15 protein-coding genes are annotated in these 15,714 nt (G+C 51.3%); all 15 read left to right on the top strand.

Features of this window, described 5'->3' with window-relative positions:
- The first annotated feature begins 11 nt into the window (after positions 1 to 11).
- The 15 genes from hisF (at position 12) to PAE68_RS00455 (ending at position 15,674) form a co-directional block, all read left to right on the top strand.
- A complete protein-coding gene (gene hisF, locus PAE68_RS00525) occupies positions 12 to 785 on the top strand; it encodes an imidazole glycerol phosphate synthase subunit HisF (RefSeq protein WP_281883029.1) in 774 nt (257 codons plus the stop codon).
- Positions 786 to 807: 22 nt separating this feature from the next.
- Positions 808 to 1,875, top strand: a complete 1,068-nt coding sequence (gene pseG, locus PAE68_RS00520) for a UDP-2,4-diacetamido-2,4,6-trideoxy-beta-L-altropyranose hydrolase (RefSeq protein WP_281883027.1) — start codon at positions 808 to 810, stop codon at positions 1,873 to 1,875.
- Positions 1,875 to 2,411, top strand: a complete 537-nt coding sequence (gene pseH, locus PAE68_RS00515; protein ID WP_281883025.1) for a UDP-4-amino-4,6-dideoxy-N-acetyl-beta-L-altrosamine N-acetyltransferase — start codon at positions 1,875 to 1,877, stop codon at positions 2,409 to 2,411. Before pseG ends, pseH begins: the two co-directional genes overlap by 1 nt.
- Positions 2,404 to 3,456, top strand: coding sequence for a pseudaminic acid synthase (gene pseI / locus PAE68_RS00510; RefSeq protein ID WP_281883023.1), 1,053 nt, complete (start codon positions 2,404 to 2,406; stop codon positions 3,454 to 3,456). Before pseH ends, pseI begins: the two co-directional genes overlap by 8 nt.
- Before the next feature lie 28 nt (positions 3,457 to 3,484).
- The gene (locus tag PAE68_RS00505) at positions 3,485 to 4,432 is read left to right on the top strand and encodes a dTDP-glucose 4,6-dehydratase (protein WP_281883021.1); all 948 of its coding nucleotides are present in this window, start codon (positions 3,485 to 3,487) and stop codon (positions 4,430 to 4,432) included.
- A 27-nt stretch (positions 4,433 to 4,459) separates the two neighbouring features.
- Positions 4,460 to 5,680: a UDP-4-amino-4,6-dideoxy-N-acetyl-beta-L-altrosamine transaminase gene (gene pseC, locus PAE68_RS00500; protein ID WP_281883019.1), complete on the top strand. Its 1,221-nt coding sequence runs from the start codon at positions 4,460 to 4,462 to the stop codon at positions 5,678 to 5,680.
- An 85-nt stretch (positions 5,681 to 5,765) separates the two neighbouring features.
- Positions 5,766 to 6,161 (top strand): flagellar protein FlaG, encoded by a 396-nt coding sequence (locus PAE68_RS00495; RefSeq protein ID WP_281883017.1) that lies wholly within the window; start codon positions 5,766 to 5,768, stop codon positions 6,159 to 6,161.
- Between the two features lie 32 nt (positions 6,162 to 6,193).
- The gene (gene fliD, locus PAE68_RS00490; protein WP_281883015.1) at positions 6,194 to 8,419 is read left to right on the top strand and encodes a flagellar filament capping protein FliD; all 2,226 of its coding nucleotides are present in this window, start codon (positions 6,194 to 6,196) and stop codon (positions 8,417 to 8,419) included.
- Between the two features lie 50 nt (positions 8,420 to 8,469).
- Positions 8,470 to 8,871, top strand: coding sequence for a flagellar export chaperone FliS (gene fliS / locus PAE68_RS00485; RefSeq protein ID WP_281883012.1), 402 nt, complete (start codon positions 8,470 to 8,472; stop codon positions 8,869 to 8,871).
- Positions 8,864 to 9,199, top strand: coding sequence for a hypothetical protein (locus tag PAE68_RS00480; protein ID WP_281883010.1), 336 nt, complete (start codon positions 8,864 to 8,866; stop codon positions 9,197 to 9,199). The genes fliS and PAE68_RS00480 overlap by 8 nt, the downstream gene beginning before the upstream one ends.
- A 284-nt stretch (positions 9,200 to 9,483) precedes the next feature.
- A complete protein-coding gene (locus PAE68_RS00475; protein ID WP_281890826.1) occupies positions 9,484 to 9,681 on the top strand; it encodes a cold shock domain-containing protein in 198 nt (65 codons plus the stop codon).
- A gap of 240 nt (positions 9,682 to 9,921) precedes the next feature.
- Complete coding sequence (hpf, locus tag PAE68_RS00470) at positions 9,922 to 10,470, top strand: ribosome hibernation-promoting factor, HPF/YfiA family (protein ID WP_281883008.1); 549 nt, start codon at positions 9,922 to 9,924, stop codon at positions 10,468 to 10,470.
- 324 nt (positions 10,471 to 10,794) lie between these two features.
- Positions 10,795 to 13,299: a preprotein translocase subunit SecA gene (secA, locus tag PAE68_RS00465; RefSeq protein WP_281883005.1), complete on the top strand. Its 2,505-nt coding sequence runs from the start codon at positions 10,795 to 10,797 to the stop codon at positions 13,297 to 13,299.
- Positions 13,300 to 13,501: 202 nt separating this feature from the next.
- Positions 13,502 to 14,621 (top strand): peptide chain release factor 2 gene (gene prfB / locus PAE68_RS00460; RefSeq protein WP_281890824.1). Its coding sequence is split into 2 segments (ribosomal slippage): positions 13,502 to 13,573 and positions 13,575 to 14,621, totalling 1,119 coding nucleotides; the frame shifts between segments, so codons are not numbered across the junction.
- Between the two features lie 213 nt (positions 14,622 to 14,834).
- Entirely contained in the window at positions 14,835 to 15,674 is an 840-nt protein-coding gene (locus tag PAE68_RS00455; protein ID WP_281890822.1) for a YitT family protein, read from the top strand.
- Positions 15,675 to 15,714: the final 40 nt, after the last annotated feature.

Genomic DNA, 15,714 nt, shown 5'->3' with positions numbered 1-15,714 from the left:
AGAAGATTTCATTGTTAAAATATCGAGTGATCCCAACGTTGCTATGGAAAAATGTTGGATTGGTCAAAGGTGTAGCCTTTGATAGTTGGAGGAGAGTGGGTACTGTTCTTCCTGCTATCAAAGTATATAACACCAGAGAAGTAGATGAATTGATCTTGCTGGACATTACGGCTACAGCGGAAGATCGGGAACCGGATTATGAGTCGGTTGCTGAATTTTCTCAAGAGTGCTTTGTGCCGCTTACAGTAGGTGGTGGTATCAAGCATATGGATCAAATTACAAAGCTGCTTCGGTGTGGTGCGGACAAGGTAGCTATTAATAGCGCTGCATTCTCAGACCCAGAGCTTATACGAGCGGCTGCCCATCGATTCGGTTCACAATGCATTGTTGCCAGTATTGACGTCAAGAAACGAGCCGATGGTACGTACGAGTGCTACAGTGGTTCTGGTACTCTCCCCATGGGGGTCGAGACTATCAAATGGGCGCAGCAGCTTGAGAAATGGGGCGCAGGGGAAATTCTGGTTACCTCTATAGAGCGTGATGGTACGATGGAGGGCTATGATCTAGAGTTAGTCCGACTAATAGCTGACAGCGTCAATATCCCTGTGATCGCTTCCGGAGGAGCGGGCAAATACGACGATTTTCTTATGGCGATTCAGGGCGGAGCTTCTGCGGTTGCTGCTGCGAGTATGTTTCACTTCACGGAGCAGACTCCGAAGGAAGCGAAAGAATATTTATCTCAGCACCAAGTTCCTGTGAGAAATTATAACGTGAGTAAACTCTAATTGGTCGAGGGGGAGAATGCGCTTGAACATATGGATTCGTGTCGATTCCTCCTCATTAATTGGTACTGGCCATGTGATGAGATGTTTAACTTTGGCAAAAGAATTGTCATCGCATGGTGCCAGTGTTACATTCATGTGCAGAAGCTTGTCGGGGAATATTCAACATGTGATTCGACTTCAAGGATTTCGAGTTCTCAGTATGGATCCATACATAGAAAACGAGCTATTTGATTGGAGCGAAGATGCCTCATTATCAAAACAGCTACTATTACTTGCGGACTCACAGGTAGATTGGCTGATTGTCGATCATTATCAAATCGATTACCAGTGGGAGCGGGTCATCCGACTTCATGTGAACAAGCTACTGGTTATTGATGATCTAGCAAACCGACAACATGTTTGTGACCTATTGCTTGATCAAAATTATTACGATAATGCTTCGAAAAGATATAACGGTCTGATTCCACCAGCTTGTGTTCGGTTTCTCGGTCCACAATATTCTTTACTGAGAACGGAGTTCAAAGAAGCCCGTCAACATCTTAAACAGCGAACAGGTCATATCAACCGTGTATTGGTCTTCTATGGGGGATCTGACCCTACGAATGAAACGCAGAAGACGCTAGAAGCTCTCAGGCAAGCTGCAGAGCCAGATTGGCATATTGATGTAGTCGTTGGGGTCGCAAACCCAAGGAGAAATGAGATTGAGGAATATTGCCTGAAGTGGAATCAAGCTAAGTTTCATTGTCAAGTGACCTACATGGCAAAGCTTATGGCGGACGCGGATTTAGCGATTGGAGCTGGAGGCACAGCTACATGGGAGAGAATGTTCCTTGGACTTCCATCGATTACCGTCATTGTTGCTGACAACCAAAAAGAAACGACGGAAGCGTTAGCGAAAAAGGAACTCATATGGTGTCTAGGAGCTTCTTATGAAGTAACCGTTCAGAAGATGTCATCATTAATAGAAGAGCTCAAAAGTAAGCCTGAAGAGCTGGCGCTCATTAGCTTGAAGGGGCTACAGTTCATAAAGTTTCATACCGAATCGAGCTTGTCTCAAGTCGCTCAGTACATTCTGGGGGTGGAACCATAATGGAATTCGAGAAAAGCTGTGAATTGCGGCCTGTCTCAGAAACAGACCTGCTTCTGCTATTTCAGTGGCGAAATTCTCATCGTGTACAGGAAAGCATGTACTCCGACCAGGCCATCACCCTAGACCAGCACACAACCTGGTTCCACCGCATGCTTCAACGTGACGACCTCGCCTATTACGTATTCGAATATAACGGAGTACCGAGCGGTGTTGTGAATTTTGTGCAACTGGATAAAATAAATGGGAAGTGCAGTTGGGGATTTTATCTAGGTGCAGACGATTTACCTGCCGGTACGGGAACGAAGATGTGCCGACTAGGCTTGAGGAAGGCGTTCGAGGAGCTTCAGATGAGGAAGATTTGTGGTGAAGCGTTCGCGTTTAACTTAGCTAGTGTCAAAGTTCACGAGAAGCTTGGCTTCCAGAGAGAAGGCTACTACAAAGAGCATGTGTTTAAAAATGGACGCTATGAAGATATTGTAGCGTTCGCGCTCTTTAGAGATGATTTCATGTCAGGGGAGAGAATAGCAGATGAATGATATTCAGGTTAGGCAATATACAATCGGCTCCAATGCCCGGCCCTTCATCATAGCCGAGATGTCAGGAAATCATAATCAGTCTCTGGAGCGTGCGCTGCAGATCGTGGAGGCCGCGGCTCAAGCAGGCGCACATGCGCTTAAGCTGCAGACGTATACCGCAGAGACGATGACGCTGAACTTGTCACACGGCGAGTTCTTCATCGATGACCCGAACAGCTTATGGAAGGGCAACTCGCTGTATAAGCTATACCAGGAAGCTTATACCCCGTGGGAGTGGCATAAACCGATCTTCGACCGGTGCCAAGAGCTCGGTATGATTGGCTTCAGTACACCGTTCGATGAGAGTGCTGTTGACTTTCTCGAGTCGCTGGATGTTCCTCTCTACAAAATCGCCTCCTTCGAGAATACGGATATTCCATTGATTCGCAAGGTGGCGCAGACCGGTAAGCCAATGATTATCTCGACGGGGATGGCTTCCATTGCCGAGCTCGACGAGACGGTTCACGCTGCGAGGGAAGCGGGCTGTAACGACCTCGTGTTGTTGAAGTGTACGAGCACGTACCCAGCTACACCGGAGAACACGAACATTACGACGATTCCTCACATGAAGCAGCTGTTCCAATGCCAAGTCGGTCTGTCTGATCATACGATGGGTGTCGGTACGGCTGTAGCTAGCGTAGCGCTAGGTGCAACTGTGATTGAGAAGCACTTCACCCTGCGCCGTGCGGACGGCGGTGTGGATTCGACTTTCTCTCTAGAGCCGGAAGAAATGCAGTCTCTCGTCATCGAGACGGAGCGGGCATGGCAGTCGCTCGGTCGGGTCAGCTACGGGCCTACGGAGAAGGAGAAGGCGTCCCTGCAATATCGCAGAAGCTTGTACATCTCCCAGGATATGAAGGCTGGCGATGTATTCTCTAGCGATAACCTTCGTGCGATTCGCCCAGGCTTCGGACTGGCGCCGAAATACTTGGATCAGCTGCTCGGCAAGAGCGTGAAGAAGGATGTTGCGAAGGGCACCCCGGTAACCTGGGATTTGTTCGTATAACGATTTCGATACAGATGGGAGAATGGGCATGAACATTTTGTTAACAGGCGGCGCAGGCTTCATTGGACGTTGGGTGGCGCTTCGACTATTGAACGACGGTCATCACGTATGGATCTTAGACGACTTATCTAACGGTCAGGAGAGCAATCTGGACGAATTCCGGAGCCATCCTGGCCTTCAGGCGTTTATCCAAGGCGATATTAAGGACGAGGCCTTGCTCGAGAAGCTATTCCATGAGACGAAGTTCGATATTTGCTACCACCTCGGTGCGTCGATTAATGTTCAGGACTCGATCGATGATCCGCGCACGACCTTCAACAATGATACGGTAGGTACATTCTATGTGATGGAGCAGTGCCGCAAGCACTGGGTCAAGGTCGTATTCATGAGCACCTGCATGGTGTACGATCGTTGCACTGATGAGACGGGCATTACGGAGCTTCATCCGACGAAGCCTGCGTCCCCTTATGCCGGGTCGAAGATTGCCGCGGAGAACATGGTGCTTTCTTATTACTTTGCCTACGGATTGCCTGTTGTCGTCATTCGTCCGTTCAACACGTACGGTCCGTTCCAGAAGACAGGGGGCGAAGGAGGTGTCGTGGCGATCTTCATCAATAATAAGCTCGCTGGTAAGGATCTTCATATCTATGGTGAAGGAACACAGACGCGGGACCTCTTGTTCGTCGACGATTGCGCAAGGTTCGTCGTGGAAGCAGGCTATTCCAATAAGGTAGATGGACAGATCGTCAACGCGGGGCTAGGTCGGGATATTTCCGTGAATGATCTGGCGCTACTGGTCGTAGGGGAAGCGTCTCGTATTAAGCATGTGGAGCATATTCATCCTCAGAGCGAAATCCAGAAGCTGCTGTGCAACTACTCCAAGGCGAAGGAGCTGCTAGGCTGGGAGCCTCAGGTGACGCTGGAAGAGGGAATTGCGAGAACAGAGGCTTGGATTAAGGGAAGGCTCGTACACTAATACGTTTGCTCTTACGGAGGTTACGACATGGATAAGTTAGCTCTGCACGGCGGGAAGCCTGTTCGGGACAAGCTTCTGCCATACGGCAGTCAGTCGATCGATGATGCGGATATACAAGCGGTGGTGGCAGCGCTTCAGAGCGATTATTTGACGCAAGGCCCTAAGATCGCGGAGTTCGAACGAGCTGTTGCCGCGGCAGCTGGCACAGAATACGCAGTCGCCTTCTGCAACGGTACGGCAGCACTTCATGCAGCGTGCTTCGCGGCGGGCATTGGTCCGGGGGATGAGGTTATTACGTCTCCCTTGACCTTCGCAGCGAGCTCCAACTGTGTATTGTATGTAGGTGGCACGCCGGTATTCGCAGACGTGGATGCAAATACGTACTTGCTCGACTTGAACGAGGTGGAGAAGAAGCTGACGCCACGTACCAAGGCGCTTATTCCGGTAGACTTCACTGGGCAGCCTGTTCATATGCAGCAGTATAAGACGTTCTGTCAGCAGCATGGTCTTATCCTCATCCAGGATGCAGCGCATTCACTCGGTGGGGCATACGACGGTAGTCCTGTCGGCTCGATTGCCGATATGACGATGTTCAGCTTTCACCCTGTGAAGCCGGTCACAACCGGTGAAGGTGGCGTGATCGTAACCCACAACCGTCATTACTATGAACGACTGATGATGTTCCGCACACACGGAATTACGCGTAACGCGGACCAATTCGTGCACGAGAGCGAAGGACCTTGGTACTACGAGATGCAGGAGCTGGGCTACAATTATCGGATAACTGACCTACAGGCGGCACTTGGCTTAAGTCAGATGCACCGGCTCTCAGCCTTCATAGACAAGCGTAATGAGCTTGCATCGCTGTATGACAAGCTACTGGAACCGATCGAAGTGGAAGGCTGGGCGCGGCTCCCACGCGTACGCGAGGACGCGAGATCTGGCTGGCATCTCTACATATTGGAGCTTCAACTTCCCCGCCTGAATGTAGGCCGTCGAACGGTATTCGAGGCACTCCGAGCTGAGAACATCGGGGTGAACGTACATTACAAGCCCGTGTATCAGCTGCCGTATTATGAGAAGCTCGGCTATACAGGCGGTCTGTGTCCGGTTGCCGAAGCGCTCTATGAGACGTTCATCACTCTCCCTTTATTCCCGAAGATGACAGAGCAGGATGTTCAGGATGTGTGCACTGCGGTACATAAGGTGCTGTCGTCTTTCGCGAAAAATATAAGCATTCCATCATAATTTTGTGTAATTTCTCTTATAACTACAGAACTATTTTCCGATAAAAATAGTATAAGTCCATTTCTATCTCGGGGGAGATATAACGATGAGCTCGGATTTCTCTATACCAAACTCCAATAATAAGCCTGTTACGGTGTCCAAGGATTATTATGTTGAGCCAGTCGCGAAGTCTACGGAAGCTTCTTCGGACTTCCATCAAATGAATTCAGTGAAAGAATTGAAAAGCGAAGAGCTTAAGGGCCGCAAAGTCACTGTGGGTGAAGAAGAGCTCATTAAGGCGATCGAGAAAGCCAATAAAGCTCTGCAAGGCATTACGACGACGTTCGAGTTCAAGATTCACGAAGCGACAAGGGAAATTATGGTTAAGGTGCTAGATAAGGAAACTGGCAAGGTCGTTCGAGAGCTGCCGCCGGAGAAAGTGCTAGATATGGTTGCGAAGCTGTGGGAGAAGGCAGGCATCATCGTAGACGAGCGCCGCTAATAATAGAATAGGGCAGGTGATAGGCTGTGGTTATGCGAATTAACGGCTTTTCCTCCGGGATGGATATTGATTCGACGGTTAAGCAGCTCATGCAGGTTCAGCGGCTACCGCTGGATAAGCTCAATCAGAAGAAGCAGACGCTGCTGTGGCAGCAAGAAGACTACCGCACGATGAATAGCAAGATACTTGACCTGAAGAATACGGCATTCAATATGAAGCTGCAATCTCCGTACTTAACGAAGAAAGCATCCTCCAACAATGAAGATATTATTGCAGCTACCCCAACGCCAGGAGCTACCGATGGCATCTATAAGCTGAAGGTGCACCGTCTTGCCGAATCAGCTGACTTGAAATCGACTGCGGCCGTTGGTGCGACTAGTGGAAGTGATACGATTGCTTCAATTCGCACATCGACACCTACGGAGCCGACTCTGCTGATCATCGGTGGTGAGAAGGGTACGGCTACGATTGAGGTCAACAACACGGATTCGATTAATTCCTTCGTAGCTAACTTTAATAGTAAGGCGAGTGTGACGGGAGTTAGAGTTAGCTACGAAACGAACATGGATCGGTTCTTCTTCGTATCAACAACTACAGGTGATGCGGCGAAGGTAGAGCTGAATACGAGTGATACAGACTTCTTAACAGATGTACTGCGTGTCGGTACGACGACTGCCTCGAAGACGGGGGAGAAGGTGCTTGGGGGGGGGTTCAAGACGACTCCGCCTGATGCTCCTGACCTGAATAAAGTAATTGATTCGACTATCGTAGGTACACAAGCCTTGAAAGTAAATTATAAAGGTACCGATTACAATTTCAACGTTACAAGCACGACGAAAATTGGAGATTTGATTGATAACATTAATGCAAGCGGTCTGAAGGGCGCAGGCGTAACGGCCGGTCTTGATGCGACAAGCGGCAATCTTACTTTTAAATTGAGTGGAAACAGTGGCGAGTCAATCTCGTTCTCCGATCAAACTGTAGATGGTTATGACGTAGTGAGCAAGCTGGGTCTGCCAGCGACTTCGAATTCGGCTACCGTACAGGGCGCTGCCTTCACTAAGCCGGCTGATCCTTACATTGATAACAACAAGCTTATCAATGACGCCATCACCGATACCCAAAAGTTCCGAATTAACTACGATGGTAAGGATTACGATTTCGACATAACCAATAAGACGACAATCGGCTCCTTGATGACCGCAATCAACACGTCTGAGCTAGGCAAGCTAGGCATTACCGCTCGCCTCGATACGAGCTCGGGTGCCGATTCGGGCAAGCTGACTTTCTTGACATCGGATAATACGAAGCAGATGACATTCTCCGACCAGACGAGCGATAGCACGAACGTGCTGGCATCCCTTGGACTGACTGGTGGAGCACCTGCCACTGGAACGAGCTACACGTATGCTCAGACGTTGGACACGGGACTTGACGCCATCGTGGAATTCAACGGCGTATCCGCTGAATACGCATCCAATACTCTGTCGATCAACGGGATTAACTTCACGGCGAAGAAGGCAGACCCAGCTACTGAGGTTAGTATTAACGTATCTCAAGATATTGATTCGGTATATAACTCGATCAAGTCTTTCATTGATAAGTACAACGATGTCCTTAATACGTTGAATAAGAAGGTATCCGAGGAGCGTTATCGCGACTATGCACCATTGACTGATGATGAGAAGGAAGCAATGGAAGAGAGCCAGGTGAAGCTGTGGGAAGAGAAGGCAAGGAGCGGCTTACTGCGTAATGACTCCATTCTCTCCAGCACAGTCAACAAGTTCCGAACCAGCTTCTATGAATCGGTATCCGGTCTATCGAGCAGCGATTACAAGCAGCTTGGAGAGATTGGAATCCGGACTCTCGTGCACACAGAGAAGGGTAAGCTGTACATTGACGAGACGAAGCTGAAGGAAGCGATCACGAACAACCCTGAGCAAGTGATGAGGCTGTTCACATCGAACGACAACGACTCCAAGTCCACGTCTGGAGATGGTGTGGCGCTCAGGATCTACGAGGCAGCAGACCAAGCGCTGTCGATGCTGAAGGATAAAGCGGGCAATTCGTTGATGGTGAACGCGAACTTTGAAATCGGTAAAGAGCTAGATCGCTTGAACAAGCGAGTTGCCGATATGAACAGGAAGATGTCAGCTCTGGAGACGCGCTATTATAAGCAGTTTACGGCGATGGAGCAAGCGATGAATAAGTACAACTCTCAAGCCTCCTATCTGGCTCAGCTCGGTGGAGGGGCGTAAAGGCAGCTTAGAATTATTCATTCAGTTATGAATCTAGGGAGGGTCTGACCATGCTTCAGCCTCAAATGAATAAATACTTGGAGACCGCCGTTCAATCGGCTTCCCCTGCTCAGCTATTGATCATGCTATGCGACGGCGCGATCCGCTTCTGTAAGCAGTTCATACTAGCGCTTAAGACGAACAATTACGAGGAAGCGAATCGCAACGTCATCAAGGTGCAGGACATTGTCAAGGAATTCGTCATCACACTGGACAAAAATTCGCCAATCGCAGAACATTTATTACTAATGTATGACTATATCGAGTTCCGCTTAATTGAAGCCAATACGCACAAGTCGACGGAATCGGCTGAAGAGGCGCTATCCTACCTGGTAGAGCTGAAGAACACTTGGGTAGAAGCGAACAAGCTGATCGCTGCTTCCAAGACGCCTGCCGGTCTGAAGCATGGATGAGCAGATCCGGTTACTGAAGGAAGCAACCGATCGGCTGATTGGCCGAATAGGGGAGCTTGAGTTCGAGGAACTCGTTGAGTTCGTCGAGCTGCGTGAGCAGATCATCACAGAGATGAAGCGCTGGGAACAAAGTCATGCTCTGCTGCCTAAGCATCGACAAGCCATCAGAGAGCTCGAGACCTACAATCAGCAGATCATAGCTAAGATGACGATTCTCCGGAATGAAGCAAGTCTGAAGCTTAAGCAGATGTCCCAGGGACAGCTTCAACGCAATGCCTATGATGGGGCGGTATCCACAGACAGCTACTTTATCGACAAGCGAAAATAGTACATGTAATAGCTTCAGTGACATGCACTGAGGCTTTTTGTTTTGTCCACAATCTGTGGATAGTGTGCATAACTCTGTTGATAACTCATCTATAAATTGTCGAAAAACCGCGATGTGACAAGCTTTTTGCTTGTGAATAGTTTATTAAGGTGGTGTTAATACACGAATTTTCTAAATATTAAGCAAACATGTGGATAGCCCAATTGACACAGTTATCCAGAGGATGATATAGTCGATTTGTGGGCAATGCCTGCAGTTATTTGATGATGAAGGGAATGTTTCGCATGCAAGGTAAAGTGAAATGGTTCAACGCAGAGAAGGGCTATGGTTTCATCGAGCGTGAAGATGGTGGCGACGTATTCGTACACTTCTCCGCTATTCAAACAGACGGCTTCAAGACGCTTGACGAAGGCCAATCTGTTGAGTTTGACATCGTAGAGGGCGCACGCGGACCTCAAGCAGCTAACGTCGTCAAGTTGTAATCATCCGGCCGCTGCGGCCTCCAATAGATGGTTATGGTTTTGAGTACAATAGCAGCGATAACGAACACCTTGGATCATGGATCCAGGGTGTTTTCTTGTTTTATAGTAAGAAGCTTAAAGCATCAAACTTGCCGTGCAAAATTTTTTGAATATTTCGTAAAATTATTTCCTGAATTATGAAGGATTTTTGAAGGGACTTGCAGAAGATATTAAAGGTGAGTTTGAAAGGAGGAGATGTACATGAAATTCAACATTCGTGGTGCGAACATCGAGGTAACTGAGGCGTTAAGGGACCATGTTGAAAAAAAGCTGAGCAGGCTGGAAAGGTACATTGAAGCTCCCCCTCAATCCGAAGCACATGTAACATTAAGTGTGGTGAAGGGTCTGCAGACTGTTGAGGTGACGATTCCGCTGATCGGCTTAATGCTGCGGGCGGAGGAGAAGCATCCGGACCTGTACGCGGCCGTCGATCTGGTCGTGGACAAGCTGGAGCGGCAAATCCGCAAGGCGAAGACAAGAGCGAACCGCAAGGTGCGCCAGGAGGGCAGTCTTCGTGACCTGTTCCGTACGGATTCAGGCGCAACGGCTGTTCTGGAGGAAGAGGAAGACTTCGAACTCGTACGCACGAAGCGCTTCAACCTGAAGCCGATGGATGTGGATGAGGCGATCCTTCAGATGAATATGGTTGGGCACAGCTTCTTCGTCTTCGCGAACTCCGACACGTCCGAGGTGAACGTCGTGTACAAGCGGGACGACGGGAAGTACGGGTTAATTGAGCCGGCTAAATAATGGCCGTACGTGAACGTAAGTCGGATACGGCGCGTTCATAATATAGAATGGATAAACAAGCTTGTCCTGAACGTTTGTGATCATCCGTATGGATGGGCATAGGCGGGAGGGCAAGCTTTTTTCATACGGAGCACCAGCGGCGGCTAGTGAGAGGTAAAATGGGGTCCAGACCACGTGAAGAGCTGCGCTGTTCATGAAATGTGACCATTTATGGAATACTAAAGAAATGGTGCCTAATTCCAGTCATTTGTTGCGAGGCGTGTCTCAAAAATGATACAATTTACTCTATGGATTACGGCTCGATAAAGGAAGGGGAATAGCAGAATGCTAGGTCTCGTTAAAAAAATGTTCGGGGATCCGAATGAACGTGAGTTAAAGCGGATGTGGAAAGCCGTTGAGTATATCAACTCGTTGGAGCCTTCAATTGAAGTGCTGTCGGACGAGCAGTTAAAGCATAAGACTGTTGAGTTCCGTGAGCGGCTCGAGAAGGGCGAGGATATCGACTCGCTGCTGCCTGAGGCGTTCGCGGTCGTGCGCGAGGCTTCGAAGCGCGTGCTCGGCAAGCGTCATTATGACGTGCAGCTGATCGGCGGTATGACGCTGCATGAAGGCCGCATCGCGGAGATGAGAACGGGTGAAGGTAAGACGCTCGTCGGTACGCTCCCGGTCTACTTGAACGCGTTGCTTGGCAAGGGCGTCCATGTCGTGACAGTCAACGATTACCTCGCAGCGCGCGATAGCGGCGAGATGGGCAAGGTCTATGAGTTCCTCGGCATGACCGTCGGGGTCAACCTGCCGAGCCTGTCGCATGCGGATAAGCAGGCTGCGTATGCCTGTGACGTCACGTATGGAACGAACAATGAGTTCGGCTTCGACTACTTGCGCGATAACATGGTTGTGTATAAGGAGCAGATGGTACAGCGCCCGCTGTACTATGCGGTAATTGACGAGGTGGACTCCATTCTCGTCGATGAGGCGCGTACGCCGCTCATTATCTCGGGACAGGCGGCCAAGTCGACGGAGCTGTACTTGATGGCGGATCACTTCGTCAGCAAGCTGACGGAGGAAGACGATTACATCATCGATGTGAAGCTGCGTAACGTGGCGCTGACTGAAGATGGCGTGGCGAAGGCTGAGAAGGCGTTCAACATCGAGAACTTGTTCGACCACGAGCATGTGACGTTGAACCACCATATTCAGCAAGCATTGAAGGCTCATGTCATTATGCGCCGCGATGTGGACTATGTCGTACAGGATGGCGAGATCGTCATCGTTGACGAATTTACGGGCCGTCTGATGGTCGGTCGTCGCTACAGCGAGGGCTTGCACCAGGCAATCGAGGCGAAGGAGAAGCTGCAGGTACAGAACGAGTCGATGACACTCGCGACGATTACGCTGCAGAACTACTTCCGGATGTACCGCAAGCTGTCCGGTATGACGGGTACGGCGAAGACCGAGGAAGAAGAGCTGAAGAAGATTTACGGGCTTGACGTCATCGTCGTGCCGACGAACCGTCCGATGATTCGTAAGGATACGCCGGATGTCGTCTACAAGTCGGTAGCGAGCAAGTTCCGCGCGGTCGTGAACGAGATCGAAGAGCGTCATAAGAAGCAGCAACCGGTGCTCGTCGGTACTGTATCGATCGAGAACTCTGAGCGTCTGTCTGAGATGCTGAAGAAGAAGGGTATCCCTCATAAAGTATTGAACGCCAAGTACCATGCTGAGGAAGCAGAGATCGTATCGCGTGCGGGACAGAAGGGCGCGGTTACGATCGCGACGAACATGGCCGGTCGTGGTACCGACATTATGCTCGGTGAGACGGTAGCCGAACTGGGCGGTCTGCATATTATAGGTACAGAGCGCCATGAGAGCCGTCGTATCGACAATCAGCTGCGCGGCCGTGCCGGACGTCAGGGCGACCCGGGCTCATCGCAGTTTTACTTGTCGCTTGAGGATGATCTGATGCGTCGCTTCGGCGCGGAGAACATTATGGGCATGATGGACCGCCTCGGCTTCGAGGAGGACCAGCCGATCGAGAGCAAGCTCATTACGCGGGCAATTGAGTCGGCGCAGAAGCGGGTCGAGGGCAACAACTTCGACGTGCGGAAGATCGTTCTACAGTATGACGATGTGATGAACCAGCAGCGCGAAATTATTTACAAGCAGCGCCGCGAGGTGATTGAGTCCGAGAACATCCGTGACATCGTGCTCGGCATGATTATGCCGACGATCGATCGTATTGTCGAGGCGCATTGTCCAGCTGACCTGGTGCCAGAGGAGTGGGACCTGCAGGCGATCGTTGATTATGCGAACGGTACGTTCCTTCACGAAGGCCAGCTGACCGCAGACGAGCTGTGGGGCAAGGAGAAGGAAGACGTCGCTCAATATATCAAGGATCTCGTAACCCGCCTGTACGAGGAGCGCGAGAAGACGATTGGCGAGGAGTTTTTCCGCGAGTTCGAGAAGGTCGTCGTGCTGCGTGCGGTGGACAGCAAGTGGATGGACCATATCGATGCGATGGACCAGCTGCGCCAAGGCATTCATCTGCGTGCGTACGGCGGTACCGATCCGCTGCGCGAATACCAGTTCGAGGGCTATGAGATGTTCCAGGAGATGGTGCAGAGCATTCAGGAGGAGGTCGCTACGTACGTCATGAAGGCGCACGTGGAGACGAATCTTGTTCGTGAAGCGATCGTCGATGAGAACGAGATGGCGACGAATGCGGAGCCTGCGGTGAAGAAGCCTGCGGTCAATAAGGACATTATTGGACGTAATGACCTGTGTCCTTGCGGAAGCGGGAAGAAATATAAGCAATGTCACGGTGCTTAAGGTTGCTGGATCAGCTTCTGTAGAGAGATATGTGGCATCGCTACAGGCTAGATTAGGTACGAGAAACAGAGTACCCATCAGGAAGGGGAGGTCGGAGCGAGCAGCTCCGGTCTCCTTTTTCCGCGAGTGGGCAAGTGGACGACTTGATCGGGCAGGCTCTCTATGAGCTATAACTATTAACGAAAGATTGAGGTGCTGGATGATGTTAGAGGCAGAGGTTAAGCGGGATTTACTAGAAACGGCCAAGCGATTGGCTGAGCTTAGGGGGTCTCTTTGACTTAGATCTGAAGCTGGAGCAGATCGCGGATTTCGAGGAGAAGATGTCGGCGCCGGACTTCTGGGACGACAATGAGCGTGCGCAGAAGTTGATCGGCGAGATGAACGCAGTGAAGGGAAGCGTCGATCAGTTCCAGAAGCTGGCGTCAGAGTTCGATGACTTGGAGGTCATGGTCGAGCTGATGCAGGAGGAAGCGGACGAGGCGATGGCTGAGGATATTACGGGGGGCATCACGGCACTGGTCAAAAAGCTGGAGGCGTTCGAGCTGCAGCTGCTGCTCAGCCAGCCGTACGATAAGCTGAACGCGATTCTCGAGCTGCACCCAGGAGCGGGCGGCACAGAGTCGCAGGACTGGGCGGAGATGCTGCTGCGCATGTACCGCCGATGGGCGGAGCAGCGCGACTTCAAGGTCGAGGTGCTCGACTATTTGCCCGGAGATGAGGCGGGCGTGAAGAGCGTGACGCTGCTCATTAAAGGGTATAATGCATACGGATACTTGAAGGCGGAGAAGGGCGTGCATCGTCTCGTGCGCATCTCGCCGTTCGACGCTTCGGGACGCCGTCATACGTCGTTCGTCTCGTGCGATGTGATGCCGGAGATCGATGACGATGTCGAGGTCGATATCCGGACGGAGGATCTGAAGGTCGACACGTACCGTGCCTCCGGGGCGGGCGGTCAGCACATTAATACGACGGATTCGGCAGTACGCATTACGCATATGCCGACCGGCGTCGTCGTAAGCTGCCAGACAGAGCGTTCCCAGATTAAGAACCGTGAACGGGCGATGAAGATGCTCCGCTCGAAGCTGTATGAGCTCAAGATCGAGGAGCAGAAGAAGAATCTCGCGGAAATTCGCGGCGAGGTGTCGGACATTGCATGGGGCAGCCAAATTCGCTCCTACGTCTTCCACCCTTACAGCATGGTGAAGGATCACCGGACCCAGACCGAGACAGGCAACGTCGGTGCGGTCATGGACGGCGATCTCGACATGTTCATTGACGCTTACTTGCGTCAGCAAATTACGAAGCCTTCGAGCGAGAGCTAGAGTTACAAATAGAGCGGATCTTAAGGATTTAAGGACGAGGTGAATGCCTTGGAAAGTCGCAGCGAGCGCAAGAAGGGCAAGAAGAATCAAGCAGCGATACAGCCATCCCAGCCTACGCCGCAGCTTCCAGCTAGAGTGGCGGTCAGCGGTGAGGAGAATAAGCCCGCCCGCAGCAAGCGGAATCGCCGTCGCCGCGGTGCTCACCAGCCTGGAGTGTGGAGCGTGCTGCTCGAATACATCTTGCTGTGTGTAGGGTCGCTGCTGATCGCGGTTAGCTTCAATATGTTCTTCTACCCGAATCAGCTCGCATCCGGCGGGGTGACGGGACTCAGCATTATCGTCGATCGCCTGTTCGGCATCGCGCCGTACTTCACGCAGTGGGGGCTCAATGTGCCGCTCTTCCTTGCGGGGCTCGTGCTGCTCGGTCGGCAGTTCGGGGTGAAGACGGCGATCGGCTCGGTGCTGCTGCCGCTGCTTGTGTTCTTGACACAGGACGTTCCGCGCTTGTCGAGCAACATCCTGCTGGCTAGCATATACGGAGGTATCATGCTCGGCATCGGCATTGGTCTTGTGTATCGCGGACGAGGCTCGACGGGAGGGTTCTCGGTAGCGGCGCAAATATTACATAAGTATACAGGACTCAGCTTCGGCTTGAGCGTAGCGCTGCTGGACGGACTCGTCATCGTGGCGGCGGGATACTTCATCTCATTGGAAAATGCGATGTACGCGCTCATCGGGCTATTCGTCACGAGCAAGACGATCAACATCGTGCAAATTGGACTAAGCTACTCGAAGGTCGCCTTCATCATATCTCCAGCTGAGGAGGAGCTTCGCGAGGCGATATTGTTCGAGCTCGACCGCGGCTTGACGCGGCTGCAGGCGACCGGTGGGTATACCGGCGAGGAGCGCAACGTGCTCATGGTCGTCGTCGGCCAGACGGAGGTCAACAAGCTGAAGACGATCGTCCGTTCGGTCGATCCGGGCGCCTTCGTCATACTGAGCGATACGAACGAGGTGCTCGGTGAAGGCTTCAGCATGGGCGGTCCGGTATGAGTCGAGGCTACTGCTCGTATGCTGAATTATGGAAAAATGT

The organism is Paenibacillus sp. YYML68 (genome assembly GCF_027923405.1).
Taxonomy (GTDB): domain Bacteria; phylum Bacillota; class Bacilli; order Paenibacillales; family NBRC-103111; genus Paenibacillus_G.
The sequence above is the reverse complement of the archived record's forward strand: the minus strand, read 5'-3'. Positions and strand labels throughout refer to the sequence as shown.

Bases quoted from the DNA above. Each gene is read 5' to 3' on its own strand.
- pseH (WP_281883025.1), top strand. From the start codon at position 1,875: ATGGAATTCGAGAAAAGCTGTGAATTGCGGCCTGTCTCAGAAACAGAC.
- pseI (WP_281883023.1), top strand. From the start codon at position 2,404: ATGAATGATATTCAGGTTAGGCAATATACAATCGGCTCCAATGCCCGG.
- PAE68_RS00505 (WP_281883021.1), top strand. From the start codon at position 3,485: ATGAACATTTTGTTAACAGGCGGCGCAGGCTTCATTGGACGTTGGGTG.
- pseC (WP_281883019.1), top strand. From the start codon at position 4,460: ATGGATAAGTTAGCTCTGCACGGCGGGAAGCCTGTTCGGGACAAGCTT.
- PAE68_RS00495 (WP_281883017.1), top strand. From the start codon at position 5,766: ATGAGCTCGGATTTCTCTATACCAAACTCCAATAATAAGCCTGTTACG.
- fliD (WP_281883015.1), top strand. From the start codon at position 6,194: ATGCGAATTAACGGCTTTTCCTCCGGGATGGATATTGATTCGACGGTT.
- fliS (WP_281883012.1), top strand. From the start codon at position 8,470: ATGCTTCAGCCTCAAATGAATAAATACTTGGAGACCGCCGTTCAATCG.
- PAE68_RS00480 (WP_281883010.1), top strand. From the start codon at position 8,864: ATGGATGAGCAGATCCGGTTACTGAAGGAAGCAACCGATCGGCTGATT.
- PAE68_RS00475 (WP_281890826.1), top strand. From the start codon at position 9,484: ATGCAAGGTAAAGTGAAATGGTTCAACGCAGAGAAGGGCTATGGTTTC.
- hpf (WP_281883008.1), top strand. From the start codon at position 9,922: ATGAAATTCAACATTCGTGGTGCGAACATCGAGGTAACTGAGGCGTTA.
- secA (WP_281883005.1), top strand. From the start codon at position 10,795: ATGCTAGGTCTCGTTAAAAAAATGTTCGGGGATCCGAATGAACGTGAG.